Origin of the sequence: unidentified bacterial endosymbiont (assembly GCF_918320885.1) — a bacterium.
Lineage (GTDB): Bacteria > Pseudomonadota > Gammaproteobacteria > Enterobacterales.
This window is the reverse complement of sequence record NZ_OU907312.1, coordinates 862119-876036: the sequence shown is the minus strand read 5'-3', so window position 1 is coordinate 876036 and position 13918 is coordinate 862119. Positions and strand designations below refer to the sequence as shown.

At 50.0% G+C, this 13918-nt stretch carries 14 protein-coding genes and 2 pseudogenes; 6 read left to right on the top strand and 10 right to left on the bottom strand.

What is annotated here, in order from left to right; all coding sequences use genetic code 11:
- Positions 1-2: 2 nt before the first annotated feature.
- From truB to recR, 5 genes are all read left to right on the top strand, one after another.
- Positions 3-932: a tRNA pseudouridine(55) synthase TruB gene (truB, locus tag NL324_RS04380; protein ID WP_253306486.1), complete on the top strand. Its 930-nt coding sequence runs from the start codon at positions 3-5 to the stop codon at positions 930-932.
- A 108-nt stretch (positions 933-1040) separates the two neighbouring features.
- Positions 1041-1580, top strand: a complete 540-nt coding sequence (gene fldA, locus NL324_RS04375; protein WP_253306485.1) for a flavodoxin FldA — start codon at positions 1041-1043, stop codon at positions 1578-1580.
- A gap of 4 nt (positions 1581-1584) precedes the next feature.
- The gene (gene fur / locus NL324_RS04370; protein ID WP_253306484.1) at positions 1585-2052 is read left to right on the top strand and encodes a ferric iron uptake transcriptional regulator; all 468 of its coding nucleotides are present in this window, start codon (positions 1585-1587) and stop codon (positions 2050-2052) included.
- 28 nt (positions 2053-2080) lie between these two features.
- Positions 2081-4015 carry a DNA polymerase III subunit gamma/tau gene (gene dnaX / locus NL324_RS04365; RefSeq protein ID WP_253306483.1) on the top strand — a complete coding sequence of 645 codons (1935 nt, stop codon included), beginning with the start codon at positions 2081-2083 and terminating at the stop codon, positions 4013-4015.
- Between the two features lie 57 nt (positions 4016-4072).
- Positions 4073-4675: a recombination mediator RecR gene (recR, locus tag NL324_RS04360; RefSeq protein WP_253306482.1), complete on the top strand. Its 603-nt coding sequence runs from the start codon at positions 4073-4075 to the stop codon at positions 4673-4675.
- A gap of 371 nt (positions 4676-5046) precedes the next feature.
- Here recR and NL324_RS04355 read toward each other — a convergent pair whose 3' ends face one another.
- The 4 genes from NL324_RS04355 to NL324_RS08270 form a co-directional block, all read right to left on the bottom strand.
- Positions 5047-6021 (bottom strand): IS30 family transposase, encoded by a 975-nt coding sequence (locus NL324_RS04355; protein ID WP_253306481.1) that lies wholly within the window; start codon positions 6019-6021, stop codon positions 5047-5049.
- Between the two features lie 88 nt (positions 6022-6109).
- Entirely contained in the window at positions 6110-6745 is a 636-nt protein-coding gene (locus NL324_RS04350; RefSeq protein WP_253306480.1) for an IS3 family transposase, read from the bottom strand.
- Between the two features lie 56 nt (positions 6746-6801).
- On the bottom strand, positions 6802-7656 hold the full coding sequence (locus NL324_RS04345) for an IS3 family transposase (RefSeq protein ID WP_253306013.1): 855 nt from the start codon (positions 7654-7656) through the stop codon (positions 6802-6804).
- 11 nt (positions 7657-7667) lie between these two features.
- Positions 7668-7790, bottom strand: a complete 123-nt coding sequence (locus tag NL324_RS08270) for a hypothetical protein (protein WP_301282755.1) — start codon at positions 7788-7790, stop codon at positions 7668-7670.
- Between the two features lie 49 nt (positions 7791-7839).
- On the opposite strand from NL324_RS08270, the gene NL324_RS04340 reads away from it, so the two are divergent.
- The gene (locus NL324_RS04340; RefSeq protein WP_253306479.1) at positions 7840-8016 is read left to right on the top strand and encodes a transposase; all 177 of its coding nucleotides are present in this window, start codon (positions 7840-7842) and stop codon (positions 8014-8016) included.
- On the opposite strand, the gene NL324_RS04335 is transcribed toward NL324_RS04340, so the two are convergent.
- The 6 genes and pseudogenes from NL324_RS04335 to NL324_RS04305 all read right to left on the bottom strand — a co-directional run bounded on the left by NL324_RS04335 (position 7980) and on the right by NL324_RS04305 (position 13905).
- A complete protein-coding gene (locus tag NL324_RS04335) occupies positions 7980-8420 on the bottom strand; it encodes an IS3 family transposase (RefSeq protein ID WP_253306478.1) in 441 nt (146 codons plus the stop codon). The two genes, NL324_RS04340 and NL324_RS04335, sit on opposite strands and share 37 nt — an antisense overlap.
- Positions 8421-8476: 56 nt before the next feature.
- Positions 8477-8851 (bottom strand): annotated as a pseudogene (locus NL324_RS04330) (IS3 family transposase); the annotation flags it as partial.
- A 45-nt stretch (positions 8852-8896) separates the two neighbouring features.
- A pseudogene (locus tag NL324_RS04325) lies at positions 8897-10062 on the bottom strand (IS3 family transposase).
- 147 nt (positions 10063-10209) lie between these two features.
- Complete coding sequence (locus tag NL324_RS04315; RefSeq protein ID WP_436298239.1) at positions 10210-11490, bottom strand: FliI/YscN family ATPase; 1281 nt, start codon at positions 11488-11490, stop codon at positions 10210-10212.
- A 16-nt stretch (positions 11491-11506) separates the two neighbouring features.
- Positions 11507-13525, bottom strand: coding sequence for an EscV/YscV/HrcV family type III secretion system export apparatus protein (locus tag NL324_RS04310; RefSeq protein ID WP_253306477.1), 2019 nt, complete (start codon positions 13523-13525; stop codon positions 11507-11509).
- A complete protein-coding gene (locus NL324_RS04305; protein WP_253306476.1) occupies positions 13522-13905 on the bottom strand; it encodes a type III secretion apparatus in 384 nt (127 codons plus the stop codon). The genes NL324_RS04310 and NL324_RS04305 overlap by 4 nt, the downstream gene beginning before the upstream one ends.
- Between the last annotated feature and the right edge of the window lie 13 nt (positions 13906-13918).

Sequence of the window (13918 nt, the reverse complement as noted above, 5' to 3'; positions counted from 1 at the left end):
GCATGAGGTGTCGGCCGGTCAATGGGTTACTGTTATTAGATAAACCCATTGGTTTAACGGCTAATGCGGCCCTCCAGCGCGTTAAGCAGCGATTTAATGCGTGCAAAGCAGGCCATACTGGGGCCTTAGATCCCCTAGCCAGTGGCATGCTACCGATCTGTTTGGGTGAAGCTACTAAGTTTGCACAATGTTTATTAGAGGCTGACAAAGCCTATCAGGTCACCGCGCAATTAGGCGTCCGTACGGATACTGCAGACTCCGAAGGGAGCATCATCAGTGAGCGACCAGTCAGCGTGACTATCAGTGATGTCGAGCAGGCCTTGAGTCACTTTCGTGGCACCATCACCCAAAGCCCCTCCAACTATTCTGCCTTGAAATATCAAGGAAAACCGCTGTATTACTATGCACGCCGTGGTATAGAGGTTCCACCCAAAGTCCGTACGGTGGTGCTCCATCAAGTGATTTTAAATGATTTTAGTGGGACACAACTTTGCTTAACCATCCACTGTTCAAAAGGGACTTATATTCGAACGGTGATTGACGATCTGGGAGAACTATTGAGTTGCGGTGCCCATGTGATCGCATTACGACGTCTCAGGGTGGCTGATTATCCGAGCAGTGCCCTGGTCACCTTAGAGCAATTAGCGTCACTGGCCACGGCCTGCCCAGCGACGGGTGAGCCAGAGTTCACAGCACTGGATGCCAGGTTATTGCCAGTGGCCAGTTTGTTAGCACAGTTGCCAGAGCTCAATATCACAGCAGAAGAGGCCACTCAATTGCAGCAAGGGCGTGTCTTGCCGCTCCCGGAAAACCACCTGAATGAGCGAGTACGGCTAACAGTAGGTTTAGAGCGCCGCTTGTTGGGGGTAGGGGAGCGGTGCGCTCATCAACTACTGGCTAAACGACTACTCGCCTGGTCGCTGCCAGGATAACGGTAGTACCCCGGCAGAGGGTGCAGGGTGGTTACCTTCTGGCCAACAGTGTGGCATGATAGGGCTGCTGCTATAATCCCCCAGACGATTTAGTTAAGGAGCAGTCATATGATCCCTATCGGTATTTTTTTTGGTAGCGATACTGGCAACACCGAACAGATTGCTACCATGATCGAACAACAGCTGAAAGCACACCACATCAGTTGTACGGTGAAGGATATTGCCAGCAGCAGTGCTGCTGATCTAGTGGGCTTTGAACTGCTGATTTTAGGGATCCCTACCTGGTACTATGGGGAAGCTCAATGTGATTGGGATGACTTTTTCCCTACTTTAAAAACGATTGATCTGCATCATCAACAGGTAGCCCTGTTTGGCTGTGGTGATCAAGAAGATTATGCAGAGTACTTTTGCGACGCCATGGGAACACTCGCGAAGATTGTAACCTCCCAAGGTGGCAGCTTGATTGGTCGTTGGTCAACCGTAGGTTATACTTTTGAAGCCTCTAAAGCGTTAGCCGATGAGACCCATTTTGTTGGTTTAGCTCTGGATGAAGATCGCCAACCGGAGCTAACAGCCGAACGCGTGGAGGGCTGGGTAGCCCAGATTTGCCAGGAGAGTTCGTGTCTGTCAAAGTCAACTGGAATGTGATGATATGACCACCAATGACCAAGCTTTAAAAAAAGCGGGGTTAAAAATCACCTCTCCCCGTCTTAAAATTCTAGATATTTTACGACTGCCGGACTATCACCATGTGAGTGCTGAAGATCTCTATAAAAAATTGCTCAGTATGGGAGAGGAGATCGCTTTAGCGACGGTCTACCGGGTACTGAGTCAATTTGACGCGGCGGGAATTGTTACCCGTCACAATTTCGAGAGTGGTAAGTCTGTCTTTGAACTGTCACAACAGCAGCATCATGATCATCTTATCTGTTTAAGCTGTGGTAAGGTGATGGAGTTTCAAGATGACTTGATCAAAAAGCGGCAGTTTGATATTGCTCAGCAGCATGAGATCTGCTTAACCAATCATAGTCTCTATCTGTATGGCCACTGTACTAAAACTGATTGTCAGCAAAATCAGGCCGATTTGGCTCACCAAGCGCCCTGCCTGGAGCGCTTATGAGCTTGGTTGATTTGCCCAGTCGTTGCTCATGAGTTATCAAGTTCTAGCCCGTAAATGGCGTCCACAGTGTTACGCTGACGTCGTCGGTCAGCGGCATGTCTTAGCGGTACTGTCCAATAGTTGTACTCGTGATCGACTGCATCATGCTTACCTATTTTCTGGTAGCCGAGGGGTTGGTAAAACCACCTTAGCTCGTCTGTTTGCTAAAGGGCTAAACTGTGCGACTGGCATTACTGCCACACCTTGCAGGCAGTGCGGTCCTTGCCAAGAGATTGAGCAGGGGCGCTTCGTCGATCTACTGGAAATCGATGCGGCTTCACGCACCAAAGTAGAAGATACCCGGGAGCTGCTCGATAATATTCACTATGCCCCGGCCTCAGGACGTTTTAAGATTTATCTGATTGACGAAGTGCACATGTTATCGCGTCATAGCTTTAATGCACTCCTCAAAACACTGGAAGAACCCCCCCCTCACGTTAAATTTTTGCTGGCCACCACCGATCCACAAAAATTGCCGGCTACCCTGTTATCTCGCTGTTTGCAACTGCATCTACAGCTATTAAGCGTGGAAAAAATTGAGGCGCAGCTGCAAAAAATCGTGCAAGCCGAGGCCCTGGAGGCTGAGCCACAGGCTTTGCGCTTATTAGCACGGGCGGCTCAAGGGAGTTTACGGGATGCGTTGACGCTCACCGATCAAGCGCTGGCTATTGGAGAAGGGCGCCTGAGTGTCTCCCTAGTGAGCCAGCTGTTAGGAACCCTGGATACCCAGCAGGCCGTTGCTCTAGTCGAGGCGTTGCATCAAGCAGAGGCTGCCAGTTTATTGAAACTAGTTGATCAGCTCATCGCCCAGGGACGGGATTGTGAGCAGCTGCTGGTAGAAATGGCGGCTGTTTTGCATCAAATTGCGCTGCAGCAGTGGTTGCCGCAGCCGCTGGGAGAGCCGGGGACCGGCGCTGTGCGGATTCGTGAATTGGCACAACGGATAGCGCCACCTGATCTACAACTCTACTATCAAACCCTGCTAATGGGGCGTCAAGAGTTACCCTTGGCACCGGATCCTCGGATGGGCGTGGAGATGACGCTATTACGGGCTTTAGCGTTTCATCCTAAACAGATTGAGAGGGGTGATCCAGCGGGACCTTCCGGCTCTGCCGAGGCGAGCGTTGCTGATCCGGTGGTTGATTCACCGCTGGCCTCTAGGATTAGCACGAGTGATCGGCCAAAACGAGTAGCGCCTACCGAGCGGCCACGGTCATTAGCGCCTGTCAAGAACGTGTCAGTGATGCAGGAGAGGCAGGCTTCTGAGGAGTCCTCTTTAGTCACTCATGCTGAGTCGGAGCCCTCTGAGACAACACAGTTACTCGCGATTCATCAGCAGCTACGTGGGCAACAGCGGCAGCATCGTCAGCAGCGACAGCAGTCGACGACGATGATCTCATCCCCAGGGGCGCTCCCGCAGCCCCCTCTCTCAAAAACAGGACCGGCAGAGCGCGCGGCTGCTTCGCCCAGGCTAGCCCCAGCAGTGCCCAAGGTTCCACCAGATAACCGAGCAGCCCGCCCCTCCTCTTGGAAAGCTGCCGCCGAGCGAGATGAGTGGAGTGCCGAAGTGGCCCGTTTAACCTTACCTAAACGGATTGAGCAGTTGGCGCTCAATAGCGTCTGTGAAGCGATCTCGCCTCAGGAGATCCGCCTCCATTTGCGCACTGCTCAGCGTCATTTAAACCGACCTGAAGCGCCCGATCTATTAGCCAGCGCGCTCAGTGAGCTGAGAGGTCAACCGGTGACGGTGACTATTCTCGACAGTGAGGATGTCAGCCAACGAACGCCACTGGAGTGGCGCCAAGCGATCGACCAAGAGCAGCTGAGCGCTGCCCGGCAAGCGTTGCTAGCCGATGAGCATCTGCAGCGATTACAACGCGATTTTGGCGCCGAGATAGACGAAGCGACGATTCAGCCGCTGTAACAGATTGATTTCACAACGTTCAGCTATTCAATACTAGAGAGTAGGAGCCGCTAACTGATGATGATGAGTCCGCTATTAGAGCAACTTATCCAGGGTCTGCGCTGTCTGCCAGGGGTTGGGCCCAAGTCGGCACAGCGCATGGCTTTCCATTTGCTACAGCGTAATCGCCAGGGGGGGACGCTGTTAGCACAACGGTTGGCAAGCGCGATGGTAGACATTGGTCACTGTTCACGTTGTCGTAACTTTACGGAGCAGTCGCTTTGTCTGCTCTGTGCTGATCCACTCCGTGCACAGTGCCAACAGCTCTGTATTGTGGAGAGTGCTGCCGATATTCAGGCTATTGAACAAACTGGGCAATATACTGGACGTTACTTTGTATTGATGGGTCGATTGTCGCCGTTGGATGGGATTGGGCCAAAAGAGATTGGGCTTGATCAGTTAGAGCAGTGCTTGCGTAGTGATCCGCCACAGGAGTTGATCTTAGCGACGAATCCCACCGTAGAGGGGGAGGCCACGGCTTACTATATTGCCGAGATCGCGCATCGCTATCAGATCACTGTGAGCCGAATTGCGCACGGGGTGCCGGTGGGGGGCGAGTTAGAGCTCGTGGACGGGATGACGTTATCACATGCTCTCATCGGACGCCAACGTTTAGGGTAATAAACACTATGCAGAGGGTTATAGAGTCGAGAGGTAGCGTGGTGATGGTGTACTCGCTTAAATTTGATCTGACAGTTACTAGTTATCCATAGAGTGAGGATCAACTGCTGGATGACCGTTTCATCCATCCAGACGATTAACCTACAACTATTTCAAGGCATAGGATGACTCGGTTTTGCTATTTATTCAACAATACCTCAACCAAGAACTGGCAAAAGCTTCGAGCCCTCGTCAAACCAGAACTGATTGGCTCAATAACGCCATGAACTACGTAAGAAGGGAATTTTTATCTCTGGCAGTGGGGTTCGCTCGGTTTAGCAACGCCATCGGTTAGAGAATTTCAAAAAGTGCTTAAAAGCCTTAGGCTGGATTCACGCAATAAGTGCAACACGGCAGCCGGTATAAGCTTCCAAGGGAGTTAGACCCAAAAGCACTTTTCTGGGAGTCATATTAAGGCGTAATTCCATATCTCTAATCTCCTGTTTGCTCAGAGGCCCCATACACATTTTTTTAGGCCAGCATCGACGGATTAAACCATTAGTATTTTCATTGGTACCCCGCTGATAACTAGCATAAGGGCGTGCGAAGAATATCTGGGACCCAGTGGCTTTTGCAACCCTCTGGTGCTGAGCAAATTCTCCCCCATTATCCAGGGTAATAGTATGCACAGTATCAACACGATTTAGCATATTAATCATTATATTAGATACTGTTTCCGCTGTTTTATTGGGGACTTTTCCTATCAGTGTCAGTCGGCTCTTACGCTCAACTAGCGTCACTAAACTGGCCTCTTGTCCAAACACTGTATCTCCCTCCCAATCTCCTAAACGCGAACGCTGCTCAACCATTGCTGGGCGTTGGCTGATATCAACCCGTGCAGGGATCATTGAGCGACCCGCTTTGCGTTTACCGCCCTTCCAGCACCGCTTACCAAACCTAGGCAGCAGCTTGTATAAACAGCCACCAGCAGCCTTGTCCTCCCTTATCCTACGATAAATCGTCGTAGGACTGAGTGCAATACTCGGGATTTCTAGTTGCGTGCGAGCGCTCATGTTTTCCGGCGACCAACCCATTAACAGACCATTACGAAAAATTTTAGCATGACGTTCATCACATTTCTTAAACTTGATGGCCATCATCTTTCTTCTATCTTTCAATAGGTTAGCGCTTTTTGCACCGTAAATCCCCTGGCTCGAGTTACGTCTCAGTTCTCGGGAAATTGAACTGTGATGTACCTCTATAGATTCTGCGATACGCCGTTGGGCGAAACCATTGCTGTACAGGGCCTGTATCTGGTATCTTTGCCCTTGAGTTAACTGTCGGTAGTGTTTGTTTTGAGGCTTCATTGCAGGCACCTATTCCATGGCTTGAGAACTGTGCAATAGTCTGACAGTTAACTCACCTTTCAATCAATAGCCTGTTGCACTTACTCTGTTAATCCAGCGCTACTTCATAAGCCATGGGTGAAAGATAATTCAGTGTAGAATGTCTACGCTGACGATTATAAAACGATTCTATATAGTCAAATATTGCGTTAGATGCCTGCTGTTCCGTCATTAATTTCATGGTATAGATAAGCTCTACCTTAAGTGTGTGATAGAAGCTTTCCATGACGGCATTGTCATAACAGCATCCAGTACTGCTCATCGAGCAAACCATACCATAATTTTTAAGTGTTTTCTGATACAGAGCACTAGCATACTGGCTCCCTCGGTCAGAGTGAATCACCAATCCTGTTGGTGGCTGACGTCGAGTCCTAGCCATGGTCAGAGCATCGATTATTAATGGCGTTTTAAGGCTACCGCTTAGGCTCCAGCCAACGATCATACGGCTATAGAGGTCAATCACTGTAGCCAAATACAGAAAGCCCGTTTGGGTTGAAATAGTGCTGATATCACTGGCCCAAGCCTGATTAGCGCCTGGTGGAGAAAAATGTCGATTCAGCAAATTAGGAGCTATTGGTAACCGATGGTTACTGTCCGTCGTCACTTGATGTTGACGGGTGGCTGCTGCTTTTATACCTAGCTGTTTCATCAACTTAGCAATACGCTCCTTGCTGGTTCCGATCATATCCGAACACTGATTCTGATCTTGCCACCTTTTTTTAGACACAGAGAAGAGAAACCTTAAGCGACCTGGGATAACCAATTTTTTTCAAAATTTACAGGAGACAGATAGCCTAGCGTTGAGTGCCGTCTCTGTCGGTTATAAAACACTTCTACGTATTCAAAAATGCTCAATTTGGCTTGTTCTCTGCTCTCAAAACGTTCAAAGTGGGTGTGCTCTGTTTTTAAGGTATGGAAAAAACTCTCTGCTACTGCATTGTCATAACAATTGCCCGTACTACTCATGCTAAGCGTTATCTGGTGATGCGCCGATACAGCCTTGAATCCTTTGCTGGTATACTGGCTGCCTCGGTCGGAGTGGTGGATGAGACCTGCAGCAGGCTTCCTCCGTGTTATTGCCTGGCGTAATGCTGCGGCTACTAACTCGGTGGTCATGTGAGCTTGCATATCCATCCCCACGATACTACGAGAGAACAGGTCCAGTACGATAGCAACATACAACCATCCCTCTTGGGTCGGAATATAGGTAATATCTGCTGCCCAGTATTGATCAGGGCGAGTGGCTGTGAACTTCTGCTTGAGTAAATTAGGCGCCACTGCGGCCTTTGGATCGACTATTGTGGTTACCTTAAATCGTTTTTTCATCTTAGCCGCAATATGGGCTGCTTTCATTAGCCGACAAACCCGTTTGCGTGAACAGCGCTCACCTCTAGCTCGTAACTCAGCATGGATACGTGGGCTACCGTAAATTTGGTTGCTTATGGTATAAACCTCTTTAATTTCAGATATTAAACGCTCATCCTCACAATAGCGCTTGGATGGCTCAGCCTTGATAAACTGATAATAGCCACTGCGGGATACACCTAACACGTTGGACATCCTCTCTACGCTGAATTCCCCAGCATGCTTTTGCATAAACTGGTATTTTACTTGCGGGCCACTGAGAAGATGCCCAAGGCTTTTTTTAGGATATCCCTCTCTTCACGTGCTATCGCCAATTCTTTCCGCAATTGACTGAGCTTGATCTTGCTACCCTTTAACGGACACAACGAAGAGGAACAAAGCGTATAATTTTTTGTTACTTTTTGAGGTGAAGTTATGAATCAAGGGGAATCAAGGAGCTATGATAAGGAATTCAAGCTGAATGCGGTAAAGCTGTATCACAGCACTGGTAAAACGCTCTGTCAATTGAGCGAGGAATTGGGAGTTCCCAAGAGTACATTGGCAGGGTGGGTCCATCAGCCAGTACTGCTCATCGAGCAAACCATACCATAATTTTTAAGTGTTTTCTGATACAGAGCACTAGCATACTGGCTCCCTCGGTCAGAGTGAATCACCAATCCTGTTGGTGGCTGACGTCGAGTCCTAGCCATGGTCAGAGCATCGATTATTAATGGCGTTTTAAGGCTACCGCTTAGGCTCCAGCCAACGATCATACGGCTATAGAGGTCAATCACTGTAGCCAAATACAGAAAGCCCGTTTGGGTTGAAATAGTGCTGATATCACTGGCCCAAGCCTGATTAGCGCCTGGTGGAGAAAAATGTCGATTCAGCAAATTAGGAGCTATTGGTAACCGATGGTTACTGTCCGTCGTCACTTGATGTTGACGGGTGGCTGCTGCTTTTATACCTAGCTGTTTCATCAACTTAGCAATACGCTCCTTGCTGGTTCCGATCATATCCGAACACTGATTCTGATCTTGCCACCTTTTTTTAGACACAGAGAAGAGAAACCTTAAGCGACCTGGGATAACCAATTTTTTTCAAAATTTACAGGAGACAGATAGCCTAGCGTTGAGTGCCGTCTCTGTCGGTTATAAAACACTTCTACGTATTCAAAAATGCTCAATTTGGCTTGTTCTCTGCTCTCAAAACGTTCAAAGTGGGTGTGCTCTGTTTTTAAGGTATGGAAAAAACTCTCTGCTACTGCATTGTCATAACAATTGCCCGTACTACTCATGCTAAGCGTTATCTGGTGATGCGCCGATACAGCCTTGAATCCTTTGCTGGTATACTGGCTGCCTCGGTCGGAGTGGTGGATGAGACCTGCAGCAGGCTTCCTCCGTGTTATTGCCTGGCGTAATGCTGCGGCTACTAACTCGGTGGTCATGTGAGTGATCTTGCCACCTTTTTTTAGACACAGAGAAGAGAAACCTTAAGCGACCTGGGATAACCAATTTTTTTCAAAATTTACAGGAGACAGATAGCCTAGCGTTGAGTGCCGTCTCTGTCGGTTATAAAACACTTCTACGTATTCAAAAATGCTCAATTTGGCTTGTTCTCTGCTCTCAAAACGTTCAAAGTGGGTGTGCTCTGTTTTTAAGGTATGGAAAAAACTCTCTGCTACTGCATTGTCATAACAATTGCCCGTACTACTCATGCTAAGCGTTATCTGGTGATGCGCCGATACAGCCTTGAATCCTTTGCTGGTATACTGGCTGCCTCGGTCGGAGTGGTGGATGAGACCTGCAGCAGGCTTCCTCCGTGTTATTGCCTGGCGTAATGCTGCGGCTACTAACTCGGTGGTCATGTGAGCTTGCATATCCATCCCCACGATACTACGAGAGAACAGGTCCAGTACGATAGCAACATACAACCATCCCTCTTGGGTCGGAATATAGGTAATATCTGCTGCCCAGTATTGATCAGGGCGAGTGGCTGTGAACTTCTGCTTGAGTAAATTAGGCGCCACTGCGGCCTTTGGATCGACTATTGTGGTTACCTTAAATCGTTTTTTCATCTTAGCCGCAATATGGGCTGCTTTCATTAGCCGACAAACCCGTTTGCGTGAACAGCGCTCACCTCTAGCTCGTAACTCAGCATGGATACGTGGGCTACCGTAAATTTGGTTGCTTATGGTATAAACCTCTTTAATTTCAGATATTAAACGCTCATCCTCACAATAGCGCTTGGATGGCTCAGCCTTGATAAACTGATAATAGCCACTGCGGGATACACCTAACACGTTGGACATCCTCTCTACGCTGAATTCCCCAGCATGCTTTTGCATAAACTGGTATTTTACTTGCGGGCCACTGAGAAGATGCCCAAGGCTTTTTTTAGGATATCCCTCTCTTCGCGTGCTATCGCCAATTCTTTCCGCAATTGACTGAGCTCAGCATCAGACGCTTTCAGGTATCCTTTGCCCGGGAAAGCCTCTGCACCATCCTTGTTATGCTGATGGACCCACCCTGCCAATGTACTCTTGGGAACTCCCAATTCCTCGCTCAATTGACAGAGCGTTTTACCAGTGCTGTGATACAGCTTTACCGCATTCAGCTTGAATTCCTTATCATAGCTCCTTGATTCCCCTTGATTCATAACTTCACCTCAAAAAGTAACAAAAAATTATACGCTTTGTTCCTCTTCGTTGTGTCCGTTAAAGGGTAGCAAGATCATCAACGCTAATAGCTGATTTAACATGGCCCAGTCACTACTCTCTGTAGTAAGCGTAAAGTCTGCTCAAAATCACACAGGCCATCCCGCTCTTGGCAGAGAAACTGCCGGATCAGCGGCCAACGCTTCATCTGCCTCAGCATCCTGACCTTGCTGAAACTCCCCAACCCGGACCAGTAGCTCAATCTCTCGATATAAGGCCATTAAGCGTCGCAATTTACCTGCCAGCTGCTGATGTGCGGGTGTGGTGATCTGGTTCATCACCCGACTCACACTGGCCGCAATATCGATGGCTGGATAGTGATTGGCTTCGGCTAACTTGCGAGATAACACAATATGACCGTCTAAAATGGACCTAACCTCGTCAGCCACCGGTTCATTCATATTGTCCCCCTCCACCAATACGGTATAGATGGCGGTAATGGTCCCGCGAGCTGCCGGGCCTGCTCGTTCCAGTAACCGCGGCAGCATGGCAAAGACACTCGGGGGAAACCCGCCAGCAACCGGTGGCTCACCGCTAGCCAGCCCCACTTCACGGGCCGCCCGAGCATAACGAGTGAGGGAGTCCACCATGAGTAAGACTTCAAGCCCTTGGTCACGAAAATATTCGGCAATCGTGGTCGCGGTAAAAGAGGCTTTAAGCCGCTCTAAGGCTGGACGGTCAGAAGTGGCAATGACAAAGACACTCCGTTGTCGTGCGGCTGGACTCATCACGACCTCTAAAAACTCTCGGACCTCCCGTCCCCGCTCGCCGACTAAAGCCAGTACCACGATATCCGCGGCAGTACCGTCACACACCATACCCAGCAGCGTGCTCTTCCCACCACCCGCCGCGGCAAAAATCCCTAACCGCTGCCCACGACCACAGGTCAACAGGCCATCTAAGGCGCGTACCCCTAGTGGCAATGGCGTCTCAATCAGCTGTCGGCTCATAGGATCTGGTGCTGGGCCGTCTAGGGGACGCCACTGCTCTACCTCGCCGGGGGGGCTCCCATCGAGTGACCGGCCAAGACCATCAACGATATGCCCCAATAAAAAGGGGCCCAAGCCAATCTTATGCTGTGCCCCGCTGGCGTATACCTGCTGGCCACACTGTAAACCAGTGACTTGATCAAAGGGCGATAAAAAGGCGCTATCCCCCTGTAAACTCACCACTTCAGCCGGTATCTCCTGCGGCAAAATCTGACAGAGTTCACCTAGCCGTGCCCAGGGCAGATGCGCCTTGAGCAGCGTCGGGCCAACCTCCGTTAACCGGCCATACCGGGTGATCGCAGCGTAATCTATCGCTTGAGGGGCAGACACTCTATTCATCAATAGAGACTGTAACCGTTGTTGATCCAGGGGACGCATCATGTCACTCACTTCACCATTACGGGTTATCTAGTTGCTCGATGTTGCCTAACACCTGTAGCGCGACCTCATCCCCTAACTCCTGGTACGACAGCACCTGTAAGTCAAATAATTCACGCTCAACAATTTTTCGCAGATAACGTCGAACATCAATCGCGGTTAATAACACCCCCGATTTTTTAGCCCCTAAGGCCTGTTTGATTTGCGTTAAAATGGCGGTGGCGGTAGGTGGTTCCAAAGCAGAGTAGGAGCCAGCCGAGGTCTGGCGAATCGATTCGCGGATCTGATTTTCAATGGTATGACCAATCAACCAAACGCTGATCTCTCCCTGCTCATTACGGTAGTGGCCAATAATATGGCGCCGTAAAGCGACCCGAACATACTCCGCTAAGATCACCACGTCCTTCTCTTTGCTGCCCCAGACAATCAGGCTCTCAAAAATCGTCCGTAGATCGCGGATTGAGATCCCCTCTTCTACCAAACGCTGCAGGATGTCTGCAATGCGCCCTAGCGGTACCTGTCGTTGTAGCTCTTTGACTAACTCACCATAGCGTGTCTCCATGGCATCCATCAAGAAGCGGGTCTCTTGGATCCCGATAAACTCTTTGGCATAGCGGGTGACCGCTCGCCGCAGCGTGTAGATAATCCGTGCTTCCGCTGGATACACCACCAGCCCAGAGTGCTGCAAGGTAGGCACTAATGACTCAGCAACCCAATAGAGTCCTGCGCTGCCCAGTGGGATCTCTGCCACTTCATGCGCTTCACTGGGTGGGGCTTCTGGAGATTCTAGCAGGGCTTGATGACTGGGCAGCAGTACGCTACAGACCGGCTCTTGATAGAGCAAAATGGTGATTTGTCCTGGGGTGACCTGTTTTTTTTGGATCTCAATGTCTGGGAGGGAGATCCCCAACCGTTCAAACAGTTGCCAACGTAGCTGGATCACGGCTTCATCGAGCGCTGTCGTCGCCAACTCCGGAGAGAGGGAGAGAATGAGTGGGAGCGATCCTGGAGTCAGTTCCCCGGTTCCCTCTGCTGCAGCCGTTTCACTCCCCCCCTTGCCGCTGGTGCTAGCCGTCCGTTTTAGCTGATAACCAGCCCCCCCCAGCAGCAGGGCTAATAGCAGAAAAATGAGCGTTGGGAAGCCTGGCAATACCGCAAATAGCAGCAAGACGCTGCCAGCAACCCACAAGGGCTGTGGTTGCCGGCCTATCTGCTGAGCTAAGTCAGCCGCTAAGTTTTGTGGGACCTCCCCCGGTACCCGTGTCACGATGATCCCGGCAGTAATGGAGATCAGCAGTGCTGGGATCTGGCCAATCAGTCCATCCCCCACCGAGAGAATGGCATAGAGATTCATCGCTTCACCCGCCGCCATGCCCCGCTGAAATACCCCAATGGCGATCCCACCAAAAATGTTCACCAAGATCACAATAATTCCAGCAACGGCGTCACCCTTCACAAACTTCATAGCCCCATCCATCGCGCCGAACAGTTGGCTCTCTTTCTGGACCAATAAGCGCTGCCGCTTGGCTTCACGGGCATCAATAATGCCGGCACGCATGTCGCCATCAATACTCATCTGTTTACCAGGCATCCCATCCAGTGAAAAACGGGCCCCAACCTCAGCTACCCGCTCGGATCCTTTGGTGATCACCATAAACTGTACTATGGTAATAATGCTGAAAATAATGAGCCCGACCGCTAAATTACCCCCAACCACAAAGTTGCCAAAGGTGTAAACGATTTCACCCGCATCTTGATGTAATAAAATTAAGCGGGTCGTGCTGATAGTGAGTGATAAGCGGTATAGGGTGGTGATCAGTAGGACTGCGGGAAATGATGAGAACTCTAACGGCTCACGCAGGTAGATGGCGAGCATCAATAGAATAATGGAGAAAGTCAGATTAACGGCTATCAATAAATCTATCAATACTGTGGGCAGCGGCAGAATCATCATAAACACCGCGACCATTAACATGACCGCCAGCACAATATCTTGCCGACCAGACAATAGATTCAGCCATCGCAGGACTGCTTTCATTCTGCCACCTGTAGTGCTTGCTCCAGTAGCTGCCGCTGCAGACGATACAGTTGATACCACAGCGCCGCTTGACTCGCTTCTGGCAGCGCGCAGCTGATCACGACCGACTCATTCAACATAAAGACCCGCTGAACCACCCCCTGACAACGCTCCGGCATCCAATATTGCAATAACCTTGGCATTAACCGAGCCGCTCTACCGCCAGCTGCTTCATAAGAGGAGGTGAGTAACAGCCGTTCCTGCTGGATCTCTAGAAATAGCCCAAAGGGCCCCTCCCGAAACTCCAACGGCAACTCCAGTGGTTTCACCGATAGATTCAGCAGCTCTAAAAACTGCTCTAGATTGCGGAGGAGTTGTAAATTTAGCGACGCTCCTAACACCTGGGATCTCCTC